Origin of the sequence: Legionella sp. ST3F1 (assembly GCF_048553315.1) — a bacterium.
GTDB lineage: Bacteria > Pseudomonadota > Gammaproteobacteria > Legionellales > Legionellaceae > Tatlockia > Tatlockia donaldsonii.
In genome coordinates, this window is the sequence record NZ_JBLZIO010000009.1 from 84386 (window position 1) to 102829 (window position 18444).

An 18444-nucleotide genomic window follows, 5' to 3' on the forward strand; every position below is an offset into this window, starting at 1 on the left:
TTTTTCCTTTAAGGTGGTTCACTCATGGCCTTTTTGCCGAGGGCTACTTGCTCGAGGCAGTCAATATAAATTTGACTTAGATCAAGACCTGAATAAGCGTTTTTTTTAAGAGTATCCCAATGTCCCTCTTCATAAGCAACGACTGTTGCAAGCAACTCTCCCAAAGGGCCCTTATGGGCAGTCAAGGCTAATTTGATTTCGTCTGTCAGGGTAATTTTATCGACAAGATTACTCATAGGGCTATCCATTAAGCTATCTAATACTGAAAGTAAACCGGTAGTATAGGCACTTTGCGGGCAAAGGTTAGCCTGTGTTTCAGCCAGTTTTTGCGCCATGTGTGCCCGGATTAACCCTGATTCAACAAGCTCCATTGGTTTTTGGGAGATATTGGTCATTGATATCACCATTACCCAGTTTTTTAAATTTGCAATGCCTAGCCGCACAACGGCTTGTTCAATCGATTCAATAGCCTGGAAACCAGAAAAGGCAGCGGAGTTCACTACTTTTAACAGTTGATAGCTTAACACCGGATCGGTTTGAATTAACTCTACGATCGTTTCGATGTCAGTCTCTGCTTGCTGCAATTTACTGATTAATTCCAAGAGATTAAATTTATTCGCTGCAATTTCAGTATTTTCCGTTTTTTGGGCCTGGAAGAGAAAATTGCCGCAATAGTAGTCCATTGCCATGGTCTTACAGTGTTCAAAATTCATATATTCACTCAGTCCATAGGCAATCACTTTACGTTGCCGATCTTGGCTGAATTTCACTACCTTAGTCAGGTTAGCTGTTTGCATCAAATGTTCACTGAGGGCAATGTATTCCGCAAAATTCAGCCAGGCCAGCTGTTCAGGCTTATCAATCACCAGGGCAAATGTGGATTTGGATGTTTCTAGTTCTGCCCGCGGACAAATGGTATCAATATCGATAGCCGCGAGTTTTAAAATAATGGGATTGGCAAAGGGAGGCTTTGCCTGCTCAATTAAGAATTTAAACGTATAGGGGATAAACACCAGTAGATTTTTCTCTGTATTTGCAAGTAGGGTTGTAAAATGCTCCAATAAATGTTCATGTTCCTTTGCTTGCTGATTAGCGATAATATCCACAGCCACACATTCTAATTGCTGATTATAAATGGGGCGCTTGATGAGCATGGCTATGATCCCTATAAGCCGTGTAATAAAAGCATAGTATGAGTATAGCGAGATAGCGAAAAAGAGGTTGCAGAACAACGGTATGCTGCGTACCGGGGCAGAGTCTTTTTTTATGCAGCGCTTGCCCTTCTTTGACTGTTGACTATCAAGCAATATGTGTAAAAATAAGCTTATTGATACTTATAATAGTCATTTAATTTACCTTCGTGAGCTTGAACTTTGCGCTAAAAAAACAGAGTGGTATACTGCGCACGTTTTCAATTTTGAGTGGGCTGCGTGATTTTGCTCAGGGGCTGATTATGGGCTTATTTATGCTATATTTATAAACGTTTTTCTCTTAAGGAAGATTTTTACAGTGAACCAAAAAAGACCAGTAAATCTTGATTTGGCGACGATGAAATTTCCAGCAATGGCAATTGCCTCGATTTTACATCGTATATCCGGGTTGGTATTGTTTCTCTTGTTGCCATTCATGCTCTATTTTCTTAGCATGTCGCTCAACAGTGCTGAAACGTTCTCCGAGTTGCATAACCTGCTTGCCAGCCCTTTTAATAAGCTTCTATTATGGGCTTTTAGTGCCGCATTAGTTTACCATTTGCTTGCAGGTATCCGTCATTTGCTTATGGATTTAGGCTGGGGTGAGGATGTTAGTGCAGGTCGTCACAGCGCTATCTTTGTTATTGTTTTGGCTGTAATTCTGACAATTTTTCTAGGAATCTGGATATGGTAACCAATGTAACAAGCTTAACTGGTAATGGTTTAAAAGATTGGTTAATTCAGCGGGTAACTGCCGTTTATTTTGCTGCTTATTCTCTGTTTTTACTAGGTTATTTGCTTTTGCATCCACAGCTCAGTTATGACCAATGGGCTACTCTGTTTCATTGTATCTGGTTTCAGATGGCTAGCATCATTGCTTTGTTTGCACTGAGTTTGCATGCCTGGATAGGCATCTGGACTGTAACCACTGATTATATGAAATGTACGGCGCTGAGGCTTACAATTCAGATGCTGGTTGTCATGTGGCTGCTAGGTCAGTTTATTTGGGGCTTAATGATTGTGTGGGGGCGATAAGCATGGCATTTGCACGTAACAAATTTGATGCAGTAATTATTGGTGCGGGCGGTGCTGGAATGCGCGCTGCTCTGCAATTGGCCAATTCAGGGTTAAAAGTTGCCTTGTTATCCAAGGTGTTTCCTACCCGGTCACATACGGTGTCCGCACAGGGAGGAATTACTGCCGCGCTTGGTAATGCTGATGAAGATGACTGGCGTTGGCATATGTATGATACGGTAAAAGGCGCTGACTATATCGGTGATCAGGATTGCATAGAGTACCTTTGCAAAACAGGACCAGAAGCCGTTTATGAGCTTGAACATATGGGCTTACCCTTTTCACGTATGGACAATGGCAAAATTTATCAACGTCAATTTGGTGGCCAATCCAAGAATTTTGGTGGTGAGCAGGCCGCCCGTACTTGTGCGGCTGCTGATAGAACTGGCCATGCGTTATTGCATACGCTTTACCAGCAAAATTTAAAAGCTAAAACCCATGTATTCAGTGAATGGTATGCGCTTGATTTTGTTAAAGATACCCAGGGTCGTATCGCCGGTGTTACAGCAATGTGTATCGAAACCGGTGAAGTGGTTTTTTACCAAACCCGCGTATGTATTCTTGCCACAGGAGGTGCCGGCCGTATTTATCAATCAACTACCAACGCCCTGATTAATACGGGTGACGGTTTTGGTATGGCTTTACGCGCAGGTCTGCCTTTACAGGATATGGAAATGTGGCAATTCCACCCTACCGGGATTGCCGGAGCTGGTGTATTAGTCACTGAAGGGTGTCGTGGCGAGGGTGGTTACCTCATCAATAAAGATGGCGAGCGCTTTATGGAGCGTTATGCGCCACGAGTAAAAGATTTGGCATCGCGCGATGTGGTTGCCCGTTCAATGGCATTGGAAATTCGTGCGGGGAAAGGTTTTGATCCTAAAGGAGTTGATCACGTTAAACTAAAACTTGATCATCTGGGTGCTGATTTGATTATGTCACGCCTACCCGGTATTCGCGAGTTATCAATGAAATTCGCCGGTGTTGATCCTATCGTTGAACCAATCCCTGTCGTCCCTACTTGCCACTACAGCATGGGTGGAATCCCTACCAATATGCATGGTCAGGTGTTAACCCGAAAAAATGGCAAGGAATCTCTTGTTGAAGGACTTTATGCTGTCGGTGAATGTGCTTGTGTTTCAGTACATGGTGCGAACCGTTTGGGTGGGAATTCTCTCCTGGATCTCGTTGTTTTTGGTCGGGCTGCAGGCCTTCACGTAGAAGAGTTGTGGCAATCTAATCAAATGCCGGAAATGCCTTATATTTCCGAAGACGATATTGCTGCTTCGTTAGAGCGTTATTATCGTTGGGAAAACTCAAAAGAAGGGGATAGCGTTGCTGTGATTCGTGATGAAATGCAACGGGTCATGCAAGAAGATTTCGGTGTTTTCCGTACAGGTGAAGTAATGACTTCAGGCTTGCATCGATTGGAGGCTTTACGTCAGCGCTTGGCTAACGCGTATTTGGATGACAAGAGTAAAATATTCAATACTGCACGCATTGAAGCGCTAGAATTAGATAATCTAATGGCAACAGCCTGTGCAACGGCTCAATCGGCGCTTACACGAACGGAAAGCCGTGGTGCGCATAGCCGGGAAGACTATCCTGAGCGTGATGATAAAAATTGGATTAAACACACGTTATATTTTGCGGAGGGTGATGCCATTAATTTTCGCCCAGTGAATGTATCGCCTAAATATATCGCGCCATTTGAGCCGAAAGAACGTGTTTACTAGAGAGGATATGCCGTGGCTGACACTAGAAATTTAACCCTGTCAATTTACCGTTACAATCCTGAGAAGGATACCAAGCCTTATATGCAGGATTATGAGATACAGGTTCCAGTTAAAAGCGATCCGATGCTGCTCACTTTGCTTGAACGGTTAAAAGCAGAACAGGATCCAACCATTACGTATCGACGTTCCTGCCGTGAAGGAGTGTGTGGTTCTGATGGGATGAATATCAATGGTACTAATGGCCTGGCATGTATTACGATAGTTTCGCAGTTGAAAACGGACAAAATTGTTTTGCGGCCTTTACCAGGATTTCCTGTAATACGCGATCTCGCTGTTGATATGACGCAATTTTATCAACAATATGAGCGTATTGAGCCTTATCTACAAAATGACAGTGTTGCTCCAGCTCGTGAGCGGCTACAGTCGCCTGAAGAGCGGGCACAGCTCGATGGTTTATATGAATGTATATTATGTGCATGTTGTACAAGTTCATGCCCATCTTTCTGGTGGAATCCAGATAAATTTGTCGGTCCTGCCGGACTTTTGCAGGCGCGACGTTTTTTGGCAGATAGTCGCGATACAGCCAAGCAACACCGTTTGGATAAATTACAAGATCCTTTCAGTGTTTTTCGCTGCCGTTCGATCATGAATTGCGCGAATGTCTGTCCGAAGGGACTCAATCCGACGGAAGCAATTGCTAATATTCGCAAGCAAATGCTGACTCAGGAAACTTGATAACGATTTTGTTGTTGCCCCGATAAAATTCGGGGCATACCCCTTTGGAGAGAACAACTATGAGCAGTAGTGATCTGCAAACTCAATGGGCTTCTTCCTACTTGTCAGGTGGAAGTATGGCTTATGTCGATGGTCTATATGAAGACTACCTGACTGATCCGGATTCAGTCCCTGCAGACTGGCGGGCAGCTTTTGATGCCTTGCCAAAGGTCAATGGCGCGCCAAAAGAAATTTCCCATCGCGATATCCGCGATTATTTTTTGCAAGCCAGCGATAAGAAACGGACACAGGTTGTTACTTCTGAGGATAGTAAACAGTACCAGGTGGCTCATTTAATGAATGCTTACCGTTCCCATGGCCATCATGCGGCTAAGCTGGATCCTTTGGAAATGGCTGAACGGGTCAATGTACCAAGCCTTGAGTTGAGTTATCACCAACTCTCAGAAGCAGATATGAATCGCTCTTTTTTTGCCGGTAAATATTTCAATGGTTCTGAGATGCCGCTACATGAGATATACCAGGCATTACGTGATACCTATTGCGGAAGTATTGGCATTGAGTACATGCATATTTCTGATAACGCAGAAACAGAGTGGCTGCAGCAAAAGATGGAATCCGCCCGCGGTCGACCCAATTTTGACAAGCAGAAAAAACTTAATATTCTTAACGAACTAATTGCGGCTGATGGTCTAGAGCGCTATTTGGGAACACGTTATGTAGGTCAAAAGCGATTCTCACTTGAAGGCGGGGATGCTTTTATTCCTATGATGAAAGAGCTGATTCGCAGAGGGGGTAGTGAAGGCGTTAAGGAAATCGTTATTGGCATGGCGCATCGTGGTCGTTTAAACGTTTTAGTCAATGTATTGGGTAAAGAGCCTGATCAACTGTTCCAGGAATTTGAAGGAAAGGTTAAATACGAGCGTACTGGCGATGTGAAGTACCACATGGGCTTTTCTTCAGACATACGTACGGAAACAGGGGAAATTGTGCATCTGGCTTTGGCATTTAACCCCTCTCATTTAGAAATTATTGGTCCAGTGGTTGAAGGGTCTGCCCGCTCCCGTCTGCGACGTCAACATGATTTGGATAAGAAAGATAAGGTTGTTCCTGTTGTTGTTCATGGTGATGCAGCGTTTGCAGGCCAGGGCGTAGTCATGGAAACATTTAATTTTTCTCAAGCCCGCGGTTATTCAACCGGTGGAACAATTCATATAGTGATTAATAACCAAATTGGTTTCACCACCTCAAACCCTTTGGATGCACGATCAACGCTATACTGTACTGATGTGGCAAAAATGGTGCAGGCACCAGTTATTCACGTCAATGGTGACGATCCGGAGGCTGTTGTTTTTGCGACGCAAATTGCTTTTGATTTTAGAATGAAATTTAAACGCGACGTGGTAGTTGATCTGGTTTGCTATCGCCGCCATGGCCATAATGAGGCCGATGAACCTGCGGTTACCCAGCCGGCTATGTATAAAAAGATCAAATCAATGCCTACGTTACGGGAAATCTACGCTGATGAATTGATAACTCAGAGCCTGATTAGCAGCAAAGAAGTTGATAATTTGGTAGAGGATTATCGCGAGAGGCTCGATAAAGGACAGGCAGTTGTTGAACTGGTCCGTGGTGATTATGAAGGGCGAGTCTCTGTTGACTGGACTCCCTATATTAATGCGAAATGGACGGATAAAGCCGATACCACGATTAGCAAAAGTACGTTGCAATTGCTCTCCAAACAGCTACACACGTTACCAGATGGCTTTGAATTGCATCCCGTTGTCAAGCGTCTTCTTGCCGACCGGGAAAAAATGACTGCTGAAGAAATCCCAATGAATTGGGGCTATGCAGAAACAATGGCTTACGCAAGTTTATTGCATGAAGGCTACGGTGTGCGCTTATCAGGGCAGGATTGTGGTCGTGGAACCTTCGCTCACCGCCATGCAGTATTACATGATGTAGTAAACGGAGAAACCTACGTACCGCTGGAAAAAACAGTGACTGATCCCCACAAGTTTTTCACGGTTATTGATTCTGTCCTGTCAGAGGAAGCAGTACTTGCTTTTGAATACGGATATGCCTCTTCTGAGCCGACGTCTCTCGTGTTATGGGAAGCCCAGTTTGGTGATTTTGCGAATGGCGCTCAGGTCGTTATTGATCAATTCATTAGTTCTGGTGAACAAAAATGGGGACGGTTGTGCGGTTTGGTAATGTTGTTACCACACGGTTACGAAGGGCAGGGACCAGAGCATTCTTCGGCTCGCCTGGAGCGGTTTATGCAGCTTTGTGCGCAGCATAATATTCAGGTCTGTACGCCAACAACACCTGCTCAAATGTTCCATATGTTGCGTCGTCAAATGTTGCGTAAATTCCGCAAACCTTTGATTGTCATGACACCAAAGAGTTTGTTACGCCACAAACTGGCTGTTTCACCCTTATCTGATTTGATGAAGGGTAAGTTTCATACGGTCATTCCAGAAATAGATGACATAAATGCAGCCAAAGTCACAAAAGTAGTGTTATGTTGTGGCAAAGTTTACTATGATCTGTTGCAAAAAAGACGCGATGATAAATTGAATCATGTAGCCATCGTGCGTGTGGAGCAACTTTATCCGTTCCCGAAAAAAATGTTGACTCAGGAATTGGAAAAATTTCCGCAAGCAAAAAAGATCGTTTGGTGCCAAGAAGAACCACAGAATCAAGGCGTATGGTTTTCTTCTCAACACAATATCATAGATTGTTTGCGAGATGATCAATCCTTGCATTATGCTGGCAGAGAGTTTGCCGCAGCTCCAGCAGTGGGTAGTGCTATACTGCACGCGCAACAGCAGCAAGCATTGGTTGAACAGGCGCTATTGGATTAATCGATTAGGCCTTTGATAATTCGACTATCTTGGCCTAAAAGTCTCGATTGCCTGGGCCCGTTGCTCACATACTATCAGGTATGTTTTGCTACGGTGCCCGAAATGGAGACTTTTGAGTTCAAGCTAGCGAATTGTCAGTAGCCCCTAGATAATATAAGAAGGTATAACCATGTCTATTGAAGTTAAAGTCCCTGCTTTACCTGAATCGGTAGCAGATGCCACTATAGCTGCGTTGCATAAGAAAGTGGGTGACAGAGTTACCCGCGATGAGAACATCATTGATTTGGAAACAGATAAGGTGGTGCTTGAAGTGCCAGCTCCTGCCGACGGCATATTGAAAGAGCTCCTTTTTAAAGAGGGCGATACCGTTCAATCTGGCCAACTGTTAGCACGCATAGAAGCAGGTGCTGCTGCTGAGCAACCTGTCGCTAAAGAAGAAAAGCCACCTGTTAAAGAAGCTAATCTTGCTAGTGAGGATAAAGCGGCAAGTCCAGCTGTAAGGCGCTTACTGGCAGAGAACGATTTACAATCCGGCCAGATTTCCGGTTCAGGTAAAGAGGGTCGAATTACGAAGGAAGATGTGATTGCCTTCATTGAATCAGGTCGCGAAAAATCATCCAAACCTGCTCCCGCAAAGGCCGAGCCAGCGGTTCAACTACCAATGGGAGCACGTGAAGAGCGCCGCGTACCGATGTCGAGACTAAGGGCAAAAATTGCGGAACGCTTGGTACAAGCCCAACATAATGCCGCCATGCTGACGACTTTTAACGAAGTTAATTTGAAAGCAGTCATGGATTTGCGTGCTCAATATAAAGATGGCTTTGAGAAAAAGCATGGTGTAAAACTCGGGTTTATGTCTTTCTTCACCAAGGCTGTTGTTGAGTCTTTAAAGCGTTTCCCAGCAGTAAATGCCTCTATTGACGGACAGGATATTGTCTATCATGGCTATTATGATGTTGGTATTGCTGTGTCAACTGAACGTGGTTTGGTTGTTCCAGTAGTAAGGGATGCTGATCAAATGAGTATGGCTGATATAGAAAAAGCGATTAATGATTCAGCAACACGTGCCAGACAAGGTAAGTTAAGCATGGAAGAAATGCAGGGCGGAACTTTTACCATTACCAATGGTGGAGTATTCGGATCTTTATTAGCAACACCTATCATTAATCCGCCTCAAACCGGTATTTTGGGTATGCATAAAATCGAAGATAGACCCGTTGTTGAAAAAGGCCAGATTGTTATTCGTCCGATGATGTATGTGGCACTTTCCTATGACCACCGTTTAATTGATGGTAAAGAATCCGTGCAGTTTTTGGTGAGTGTGAAAGAGCTGCTGGAAGATCCATCGCGTTTATTACTAAATGTTTGATAATAAAATTTAACCGCAAGACCCGCGTTGACGGGTTTTGCTTTTTTAAGGGTGCTAACGATGAATTTACATGAATATCAGGCCAAGCAATTATTTGCCAGCTATGGCTTACCAACTCCCCGCGGTCAGGTAGCTTATAATGTGGAAGATGCTTTGCAAGTCGCTTCTCAATTATCAACACCACGATGGGTTGTCAAAGCTCAGGTGCATGCGGGTGGCCGGGGTAAAGCAGGCGGTGTTAAACTCGTTTCTACTAAAGAAGAATTGGCTGCAGTTGCCAAGTCATTGTTGGGTACACGTTTGGTCACTTATCAGACTGATGCGAAAGGACAGCCGGTAAATGCTGTTCTGGTTGAAGAAACGTGCGATATTGCGCGCGAACTCTATCTTGGTGCCGTTGTTGACAGGGCTACGCGACGTGTAGTTATCATGGCATCCACCGAGGGTGGTGTGGAGATTGAAAAAGTAGCCCATGAAACACCTGAGAAAATTTTCAAGGTGGTGGTTGATCCCCTGGTCGGAGTAATGCCTTATCAATGTCGCGAGGTGGGTTTCAAGCTCGGTTTGAACGATGAGCAGATTAAGCAATTTACTCACTTAATGCTGGCCCTTGGCAAAATGTTTGTTGAGTGTGATCTTAGCTTGTTGGAAATTAACCCGCTTGTGGTTACCAAAACCGGCCAACTTCTTTGTTTGGACGGCAAAATTAATATTGATGGAAATGCCCTCTACCGACAACCCAAATTAAAAAGCATGCGCGATACTACTCAGGAAGATGAGCGTGAAAATCGTGCAACTGATTGGGAATTGAACTACATTCCTTTGGATGGTTCAATCGGTTGTATGGTTAACGGCGCTGGTTTGGCTATGGCTACCATGGATGTAATCAAGCTGCATGGCGGTGAGCCGGCAAATTTCCTCGACGTGGGAGGTGGTGCCACGAAAGAGCGCGTCAGTGAAGCGTTCAAAATTATCCTTTCTGACGAAAATGTCAAAGGTATCCTGGTTAATATTTTCGGCGGTATCGTTCGTTGTGATTTAATTGCGGAAGGCATTATTGCGGCTGTTAAAGAAGTGGACGTAAAAGTCCCTGTCGTTGTCCGTCTTGAAGGAAATAACGCCAAATTGGGTGCTGAGATTTTAAACAAGAGTGATTTAAATGTAATCGCCGCAAACAGCTTAACTGATGCAGCGAAAAAGATCGTGGCGGCTGTCGCCTAATTATCCACTTGGCTACAACCCAGGTGAATCAATGGGAATAGCCGGAACTAAATTTGAGGTTAAGCAATGAGTGTATTAGTCAATAAACAAACTAAAGTGATTTGCCAAGGTTTTACTGGCAAACAAGGGACCTTGCATACAGAGCAAGCGATTGAATATGGTACGCGCATGGTTGGCGGAGTAACACCAGGTAAAGGTGGCCAGACTCATCTAGGCTTGCCTGTCTTTAACACAGTGCGTGAAGCAGTTGAGGAAACCGGTGCAGATGCCAGCGTGATCTATGTGCCTGCGCCATTCTGCAAAGATTCCATCCTGGAAGCAGCGGATGCTGGTATCCAATTAATTGTTTGTATTACTGAAGGTGTTCCAGTACTGGATATGCTGCAAGTTAAAGTGTATTTAGAGAATAATACACAAGCGAGACTTATTGGTCCTAATTGTCCAGGCATCATTACTCCTGGTGAATGTAAAATTGGTATCATGCCTGGTTCCATTCATTTACCTGGTAAAGTTGGTATTGTTTCTCGCTCTGGTACATTAACTTATGAAGCAGTAAAACAAACTACCGACAAAGGTTTTGGTCAAAGTACTTGCATAGGAATTGGTGGTGATCCTATTCCAGGAACTACTTTTATCGATGCCTTGGCTCTTTTTGAAAAGGACAGCCAGACACAAGCGATCATTATGGTCGGTGAAATTGGTGGTTCAGCAGAAGAAGAAGCCGCTGAATACATTAAATCAAATGTTAGCAAGCCCGTCGTCTCCTACATCGCTGGTGTTACTGCGCCTGCAGGCAAGCGCATGGGGCACGCAGGGGCAATTATTTCGGGTGGTAAAGGTACTGCTGCGGAAAAATTTGCTGCATTGGAAGCTGCAGGTGTAAGAACAGTTCATTCGCCAGCTGATTTGGGTGATGCTATCGCTGAAGTGACTGGCTGGTAATAAAAAGTCAGGCTCTTTTTCAGGAAAAAGAGCCTGATTTCCCCTCTCTATGTAGAATCAATTTAATTAGACTTTCATTTAGTCATTAATAGCTACACCTAAATTTTTAAGTCGTTGTAAACAAGATACTGAATCAGAAAATAAGATCGTATGAAGGCCTAGCGAGCTCGCTGCTCGAGTGTTTGGTTCGTGATCGTCAATAAATATTGTCTCACGGGCAATTAAATTATTTCTTTGTAACGCATAATTAAAAATTTCTTTACCAGGCTTCATAAAACCAATGTCGGCAGAAACAGTCGCGTGAGTAAAATAATTCCAGAAATCATACTTGTTTTTTAAATAAATGATAATTTCCTTTATATTGTCAGTCAGCGCAAACAAATGATAGCCATTTCTATGTAATGACTTGATGAGGTCTGTGGTTCCTGGAATTAGGACTTGTGTCGACTTTACATAATTGAAAAGAGCAGTCAGATGTTGGACATCAATCTCTTTCAGCTCTGAGAGATAGCCCAGTTTTGCCTCCTCTTCAGAAATTTTGCCCAAATTTAAATTAATCCAAATACGGCTTTTAAATATTTTTTCAACTAAATAGTGCTGTTGATGCTGTTCATAATTTGGAAAAGTATTTCTAACAATCTCAGTGGGTGACCATCTGACAATCACATTGCCCACGTCAAAAATAATGTTCTTGATGTTCATTTTGATAACCAGCCATGTAGCCTGCGACCTTGCAAACAGGATTAAAAATCGTCCTGTTTCTCTCATTGACCCATCACAACCCAGGGTTGAGTTCTGCTTCCAAGATTACACGAATCCGTTATTTGTTAAACTTTTTACTAATGACCAAATCGAAGGCTGCTTTTTGCTCATCAGATAATTCCTTACGGCGTAAAGCCATCATTTCTTGTACACTACCTTGCACACAATCTGGTGTTAACCTATCAATAATCAATGTGCCATTAAGATGGTCTATCTCATGTTGCAAAACTCTGGCATAAAATCCACTTTCAGTACTGCTGTGAGCTTGCCCATTTTCATCCTGGTAGTGAAGGGTTATTTGACTGTAGCGTGGGACCTTGCCGGCTTTACTCGATACGGAATAACAACCTTCAAAATCATGAATAAATCCTTTTTCCTCAACTCCCTGATAGCTTGGGTTAATCATAATATGCATTGGATAAGGGCTGACGTTATTTCTTAATAAAGCGGCTTCTTCGGGAATATAGATGGCAATAATTTGTTTAGCACGATTTACCTGGGGCGCCGCCAGGCCAACGCCACCCAGGTCATATAATTTTCCTTTCATCGCAGCAATCAGCTGTAAATCACTAGCGCTTAGCGGAAAAGAAACCGGTTTTGCCGGCTTTCGTAACACTTGATTATGGGCGACTTCTTCGACAGTGACAATTTCAAGTGCATAGACATTAGGTGAAGTCATGATAATTCCTGCCAGAAGTAAAAAAAATTGATACATAAGAAACAGGTTAATGATGAAAGGATTAATTTACAGAAAAAAGGGACATCTAAACAGTCCCCAGCTTTAGTATTTGATGGCTATATAACCTTCTGGGATTTAGTTTTATAATTTAATGACGTATCCAATTGTGGGAAGAGTATGAGTCATTGGCGAACCTTGGCGGAAATCCGTCGTGAATATGGTGATTTGAACCTTAATGAAGAGAACATTGAAGAATGCCCTATTACCCAGTTTAAGCATTGGTTTGAAGACGTGTTGTTGTCTGAGAAAAGTGACCCAACAGCAATGGTTTTATCAACGGTAGATGAAAAAGGATACCCGGATTCGAGAGTGGTCTTGCTTAAAGGGCTAGATGAAGGAACCTTTATTTTTTATACAAACTACGGAAGTAGCAAGTCGGTGCAATTAGGCCGTATTCCTTATGCAGCACTTAATTTCTATTGGCCTCAAATGGCTCGGCAAGTTCGAATTCGTGGCCGAGTAAAGCGAACTACTAAAAAGCAGTCGGATACTTATTTTGCCTCAAGGCCTGTAACAAGCCAATTAAGCGCAATTGCTTCGCCACAGAGCCAGAAAATTTCCGATAGAAAAAGCCTGGAGCAATCTCTCAATGAGCTAATAGAGCAACATGGCCAAGAACCAATAGTTCGACCAAGGCATTGGGGAGGATATATCGTAATTCCTGATGAAATTGAGTTTTGGCAAGGACGGGATAATCGTTTACATGACCGGATTTTTTATTACAAGAGCAAAGGACAGTGGATTCATTGCCGGTTAGCCCCATAATCTTCAATAAAATCAATGAGGTGATTTTTTATTTATTGTCATGGTTTTTATTTTGTCAAGAAAGTGTAAAAAAAGCGCATACTCCAACACAAGGTCAGTCTCCAGTCGTAGAATGAATGTTAAGTGATACACAAATCATGGCATTAAGAATGCATTTAATTTAGCAGGAAGCTAAAAATTACGAGTTATTTTGAAGGACTAAGAGAGGGTACCAACATGAATGACACAACAGAGCTGTTACCACATATTAAATTACGTTTTAATATTGAACATCCAAGTTTTGAAGAGTGTTATGCGGATGGTTACGAGTGTGCCCTGGCTGATATTCAGGAAGAAGAAAATCCTTTCAGTGAAGGTAGTCAGGAATACTATCAATGGCTTGAAGGCTGGTGGGCTGGATTTTATGGTGAGAAACCATTATTTGAGCTCACAGCAGATGCACCGGTCAGTGAAGAGCCTGCCGCGGCAAATGATCAGTCTTATCAGCGCCCACATAGCCTGGTAAGCAGCAATTTTTTCGCGAATGTACTCAAAATTACCGGTGCAATAGCTGCAACGGCAGTGGTTGGTTACCAGGTGTTGGATCTGGTTGCCTAAGAGCAATAAAACCAAGGCACATTCGATTCGACCTGGGGATGAGTCGTTTTCTCAGGTCGAATCAGGGTCTGCTGAACAGGTCTACCATCTTGGCCAAAAATCAATGCTTTTCGGCTCAAGATTGCAGATCGTCGGGTCCGTTATTTAAATAACTTTAAAACCATGGAGCGCATTCTAGCCAATTCTGCTGGATTGAATTCTTTATAAATTGGGCTGCCAATATTGAGACAAACGGTGACTTGCTCACCAATTCCTTTCAGTAGATCAACACCTGACAATTTAAGAAGCTGAATAGCATCACTAATCTCATCTGCCCAATGAGCAAAATAGTCCATATTAGTAAATACAGGTAGAAGAAATCCACCGTTGCTTTCTATATATAATACCTCTGGTTGATCAGCAGCTGAATTTTTATCAATTGGAATAATAAAATTCGCTTTGATGAACTCCAAATAAGCTTTGTTTGCTTCCTTGGAATTACCGGCCGCATCCAATGCCTGTTTGATTGCTAATTCAAGATCATTCATTCGCTTTCTACCTGCTAAAAAGCGGAATTATATCTAATTTTTACTCCAGTTACTGCTTAGTTGTAATTAAAAAAGCGTTAGTGATATATACAGTCTGTTAGAAAAATGCTAAGTTCTAGAATGCTCATTGTGTTGAAATAATTGTCGGTCACAGTATAATGCGGGGTTAAGTCTGTGTTTTTATTAAACAAAATCCTGTTTTTCCGCTACAACTAATCGATTGATTTTTATTTCAATCAGGACGAAAATACTAGCTGAGTACTGAATTATGAATATGATGGTAATGTCTGAAAGTGATAAAGCAAGTCGTATAAATCAATTAGGTTTTGCATGGATTGTCTGGGGATTAGCTGCTGCATTTTACTTCTCTGACTATCTGGCGCGTGTAGCTCCCGGAGTTATGCACCGAAGCCTGCAAATCGATTTTGGAATCAATGAAGCTGGGTTTGGTATTCTGACCGCTTCGTTTTATTTTCCTTATATTTTGATGCAAATTCCAGTTGGACTTACAGTCGATCGCCTGAGTATTCGTGCGATTTTAACGGTCATGTCTTTAATCACCGCTCTGGGGTGTGGTGTTTTTGGCTTGGCAGATGGCTTGATGATGGCTTCAGTCGGGCGTATGTTGATCGGTTTTAGCGCCGCGTTTGCCTTTGTGAGCTCCTTACGGTTAGCCACATCCTGGTTTCCTCCAGCCATGCTGGGCTTATTGGCGGGTTTAACCCAGGCACTTGGTATGTTAGGGGCAGCAGCTGGCGAAGCGCCCGTTTCCTTTTTAGTGGCCAATGTTGGTTGGCGGCATAGTATGCTGATTATTGCCTTTTTATTTATTGCACTAGCCGGTCTTTTATATCAGTTTGTCCAGGACAAACCGGGTACGAAGCGACGTGAAATCAAATATGAAGCAAGACTGAGTATTTTAGAAAGTTTGCGTATTATTTTGTCCCATCGCCAAACTTGGTTAAATGCACTCTATGCGGGCTTTCTATTTGGACCTACTGCTGTCATTGGTGAAGCCATCGGTCCTGCCTATTTACAATATGGCCGCGGTTTGACTGCTCATACTGCGGCTTTTGCAACAGGCCTCATCTTTATTGGCTGGGGAATCAGCGGTCCACTATCAGGTTGGTTGTCAGATAGAATGGGGCGTCGCAAACCATTAATGATTTTTTCTGCTCTGTGCGGTATCGTTTTAAGTTCATTGTTTGTCTTTTACCCCTCCCTGGATAAAACGTCCGCTTACCTTATTTTCTTTGTGTTTGGTTTGACTAATACTGGTGTAGCTATTGCCTATGCGGTATCGACTGAGATTCATGAGAGCAACGTGGTCGGTACCTCGATTGCCTTTACCAATATGATTTCTATTTTTGTTGGTGCACTAATGCAGCCTTTGGTAGGTCGTTTGGTTGATTTGGTAGCAGGTGCCCGAGCATACAATGTTGAGTCTTTATTACTTTCCGATTTTCAGGCCGGGTTGAAAATCTTACCCCTCTGTTCGCTTGTCGCTTTGATCCTGGCATTTACAGTGAAAGAAACTTACTGCAAGCCCATTCGTAAGATGTAATAACGCTTAACGTCTCTCCATAACCAATTGCCGTGCAGATACACGGCAATTGGCTGAACTTTTTCCAAAGTGCAATCTTGATTTCGCAGAATATACGCCAGACCCTTAGGATGACGTGCCCCGGTTCTACTCCTGAAGGATCCCTGCTAGACACTCTATTTTATTTAAGCCCATTTGTGGGCACTTACCCTGTTTTTATTCGCATATTTCTTTGCTAGTTAGTGAATCTCGTGTTTTAATTAGGGCGGTAACCCTCTGCGGGGTGGAAGTGCTTTCTTCATCTGCATAGGACGAACACTAACACGGAGATAATAATGAAAAAATTCACAGGATTAGTGGTTCTTTTAGCCGCTCTAGTCCTCGGCTCTTATTATGGTATGGGTTATCTCACCGAACGTAAGGTGAGAGAAAGCCTCAATATAGTCAATCAATCCAATGGTGTTGCTGCTGAAATTGTGCAGTACAAGCGTGGTTGGTTTACTTCCGAGGCTTCATTGGACTGGCGTTTACATGTTCCTGAGCGTGTCGTGCAGATAGATGGTAAATCGCAGACAGTGCCTGCTGAAGATTACCAAATGCAAATGCCGATTACTATTTACCATGGTCCTGTCATATTCTCAGATCGCGGTATAAAATTCGGTTTAGGCTTCGCTCACACTTTATTAACTTTACCAGCACAATATACTGATAAATTTAATAATTTATTCTCAAGCCAATCTACTCAACCAAAGTTAAATATGAGCTTTTTCGTAAATTATTTTGGTAATACGAGTATTGATACTTCTTTACCGGCCTTCAAGTTATTTGCTAAAGAAGGAAATGCGGAATTTAATTGGTTGGGCATGTCTACATCAACCAGTGTTTCCTCTAACATGAGTGAAGTGGATGGTAATATAACCATAGATGGTTTGCATTTTACAAAAGACCAAATCGATACAACGATGTCGGCTGTTACTAGCGAATATAATTTACACAAGACGCCAACAGGTTTGTTCTTGGGTGATGCCAGTTTATCTTTCCCCTCGCTCGTAGTCATGAATAAGGACGCCAAGCTGCTTGAGCTAGGCCAATTCGACATGCGTTCTAATAGCGATATTGACGATGGCTTATTTAGTTCGCAATTTAAAACGTCATTAGAAAAAATAGTCGCTAACGGCAAAACTTATGGTCCAGGTAATTTAGAAGTAGCGATTAGAAATCTTGATGCCGATGTATTAGCTAAATTGAATGATCAATTAAATCAGCTGCAACAAGGTACAGATGCTCAACGTCAACAAGCCGTATTCGCCATGTTGCCTGAGTTACCCAGGTTGTTTAGCAAGGGGGCTGAGTTTGAAATTTCAGAAATGAATTTTGTGATGCCTCAGGGGACACTCGAGGGTAACTTAATGGTTTCTCTGCCGAAAGGTGAATTTGCTAACCCCTTTGAACTGATGCAAAAAATTCAAGGCAATGGTAAGTTGAAGATCCCTGCTGCAGTTGTACAACAGCTAATGACAGAATCAATTAAGCAAAAGATGATGTCACCACAGCCTAGTGCAAGTCAGCAAGGTCCTGTTGATCAAGTACAGCCGCAAGCCAGTACTGATACTACTACGCAAGCGGCTACAAGTTCTGCAGATGTCAATGAGCAGGCTACCACACTGGCTACCAAGCAATTATCTACCCTGGTACAGAATGGCGTCCTGACAGTACAAGGAAGTGATTACGTGATTGAAGTGAGTCTTAACCAAGGTCAATTAGCAGTTAATGGCAAACCTTTCAATCCAGCTATGTTGAAATTTTAATAGGTAAAATTGACCCATTTGAGTGGGCTTGGATATTTTAAGCCCATTCAGTAATTCCTGATTTTTAAGTCAAATTTGCTAGGTCTGTACTTGTCAGGAATTGCTCAATTGGGTAAGATGCTGCTTTTAAAAGGAGGAGTTAATAAGAATGACAACAATCGGTAATGAGGCCGGAGATACTACTACTTCGTCGTTGGCTGCCAGTGTCACTCAATCAGTGCAGAAATATTTCACCGAGCTGAAGGGAACTGATCCTGTTGATCTGTACCAGTTTGTTCTTGAGGAAATTGAGACACCGCTATTTCGTGCTGTAATGGAGCATTGCAAGTATAACCAATCACGTGCTGCCATTATGCTTGGAATTAGTAGAGGTACATTAAGAACTAAGCTACGTCGTTACTTTGACGACAAGTACGTAGGGACACGAGATTAAACGCCTGATTAGCTCTCTGCGTTAATAATTAGTATCAAAAAAGGGGAAATGATTTCCCCTTTTTCATTTCTGGGCGCTAAATCCGTCAATGCTTCTTGATCCCAGGGAGTCTAGTCACAAAGGTTTTAAGCCACAGGTGGCC

17 protein-coding genes are annotated in these 18444 nt (G+C 42.9%); 13 read left to right on the forward strand and 4 right to left on the reverse strand.

Annotated elements, in window-relative coordinates:
* Positions 1–8: 8 nt before the first annotated feature.
* Positions 9–1154 carry an EAL and HDOD domain-containing protein gene (locus ACN4Z1_RS08030; RefSeq protein WP_115222266.1) on the reverse strand — a complete coding sequence of 382 codons (1146 nt, stop codon included), beginning with the start codon at positions 1152–1154 and terminating at the stop codon, positions 9–11.
* Positions 1155–1509: 355 nt separating this feature from the next.
* Here ACN4Z1_RS08030 and sdhC point away from each other — a divergent pair, with 355 nt between their 5' ends.
* The 8 genes from sdhC (at position 1510) to sucD (ending at position 11128) form a co-directional block, all read left to right on the forward strand.
* Positions 1510–1884, forward strand: a complete 375-nt coding sequence (gene sdhC / locus ACN4Z1_RS08035) for a succinate dehydrogenase, cytochrome b556 subunit (RefSeq protein WP_181879408.1) — start codon at positions 1510–1512, stop codon at positions 1882–1884.
* Positions 1878–2225: a succinate dehydrogenase, hydrophobic membrane anchor protein gene (gene sdhD, locus ACN4Z1_RS08040; RefSeq protein ID WP_115222265.1), complete on the forward strand. Its 348-nt coding sequence runs from the start codon at positions 1878–1880 to the stop codon at positions 2223–2225. The genes sdhC and sdhD overlap by 7 nt, the downstream gene beginning before the upstream one ends.
* A gap of 2 nt (positions 2226–2227) precedes the next feature.
* Positions 2228–3997 (forward strand): succinate dehydrogenase flavoprotein subunit, encoded by a 1770-nt coding sequence (gene sdhA, locus ACN4Z1_RS08045; RefSeq protein ID WP_115222264.1) that lies wholly within the window; start codon positions 2228–2230, stop codon positions 3995–3997.
* Positions 3998–4009: 12 nt separating this feature from the next.
* On the forward strand, positions 4010–4732 hold the full coding sequence (locus ACN4Z1_RS08050) for a succinate dehydrogenase iron-sulfur subunit (protein ID WP_115222263.1): 723 nt from the start codon (positions 4010–4012) through the stop codon (positions 4730–4732).
* Positions 4733–4791: 59 nt separating this feature from the next.
* Positions 4792–7596, forward strand: coding sequence for a 2-oxoglutarate dehydrogenase E1 component (locus tag ACN4Z1_RS08055; RefSeq protein ID WP_228364969.1), 2805 nt, complete (start codon positions 4792–4794; stop codon positions 7594–7596).
* Between the two features lie 169 nt (positions 7597–7765).
* Complete coding sequence (odhB, locus tag ACN4Z1_RS08060) at positions 7766–8965, forward strand: 2-oxoglutarate dehydrogenase complex dihydrolipoyllysine-residue succinyltransferase (RefSeq protein ID WP_115222261.1); 1200 nt, start codon at positions 7766–7768, stop codon at positions 8963–8965.
* Positions 8966–9025: 60 nt separating this feature from the next.
* Positions 9026–10186: an ADP-forming succinate--CoA ligase subunit beta gene (gene sucC, locus ACN4Z1_RS08065; protein ID WP_115222260.1), complete on the forward strand. Its 1161-nt coding sequence runs from the start codon at positions 9026–9028 to the stop codon at positions 10184–10186.
* 66 nt (positions 10187–10252) lie between these two features.
* On the forward strand, positions 10253–11128 hold the full coding sequence (gene sucD, locus ACN4Z1_RS08070; protein ID WP_115222259.1) for a succinate--CoA ligase subunit alpha: 876 nt from the start codon (positions 10253–10255) through the stop codon (positions 11126–11128).
* A gap of 78 nt (positions 11129–11206) precedes the next feature.
* Here the strand turns inward: sucD and ACN4Z1_RS08075 are convergent, their stop codons facing one another.
* Entirely contained in the window at positions 11207–11830 is a 624-nt protein-coding gene (locus ACN4Z1_RS08075) for an HAD family hydrolase (RefSeq protein WP_228364968.1), read from the reverse strand.
* Positions 11831–11948: 118 nt separating this feature from the next.
* Positions 11949–12569 carry a peptide deformylase gene (gene def, locus ACN4Z1_RS08080; protein ID WP_370634622.1) on the reverse strand — a complete coding sequence of 207 codons (621 nt, stop codon included), beginning with the start codon at positions 12567–12569 and terminating at the stop codon, positions 11949–11951.
* Between the two features lie 177 nt (positions 12570–12746).
* On the opposite strand from def, the gene pdxH reads away from it, so the two are divergent.
* Both pdxH and ACN4Z1_RS08090 read left to right on the forward strand, forming a co-directional pair.
* Positions 12747–13394: a pyridoxamine 5'-phosphate oxidase gene (gene pdxH, locus ACN4Z1_RS08085; protein WP_228364966.1), complete on the forward strand. Its 648-nt coding sequence runs from the start codon at positions 12747–12749 to the stop codon at positions 13392–13394.
* Positions 13395–13610: 216 nt separating this feature from the next.
* Positions 13611–13991 carry a transmission trait enhancer LetE gene (locus ACN4Z1_RS08090; RefSeq protein ID WP_228364965.1) on the forward strand — a complete coding sequence of 127 codons (381 nt, stop codon included), beginning with the start codon at positions 13611–13613 and terminating at the stop codon, positions 13989–13991.
* 140 nt (positions 13992–14131) lie between these two features.
* On the opposite strand, the gene ACN4Z1_RS08095 is transcribed toward ACN4Z1_RS08090, so the two are convergent.
* Complete coding sequence (locus tag ACN4Z1_RS08095) at positions 14132–14518, reverse strand: SseB family protein (RefSeq protein ID WP_115222254.1); 387 nt, start codon at positions 14516–14518, stop codon at positions 14132–14134.
* A 283-nt stretch (positions 14519–14801) separates the two neighbouring features.
* Between ACN4Z1_RS08095 and ACN4Z1_RS08100 the strand changes: the two genes are divergently transcribed.
* From ACN4Z1_RS08100 to ACN4Z1_RS08110, 3 genes are all read left to right on the forward strand, one after another.
* Positions 14802–16082: an MFS transporter gene (locus tag ACN4Z1_RS08100; RefSeq protein ID WP_181879407.1), complete on the forward strand. Its 1281-nt coding sequence runs from the start codon at positions 14802–14804 to the stop codon at positions 16080–16082.
* Between the two features lie 314 nt (positions 16083–16396).
* On the forward strand, positions 16397–17869 hold the full coding sequence (locus ACN4Z1_RS08105) for a YdgA family protein (RefSeq protein WP_228364964.1): 1473 nt from the start codon (positions 16397–16399) through the stop codon (positions 17867–17869).
* Positions 17870–18017: 148 nt separating this feature from the next.
* Positions 18018–18302, forward strand: a complete 285-nt coding sequence (locus ACN4Z1_RS08110) for a helix-turn-helix domain-containing protein (RefSeq protein WP_115222252.1) — start codon at positions 18018–18020, stop codon at positions 18300–18302.
* Positions 18303–18444 lie beyond the last annotated feature (142 nt).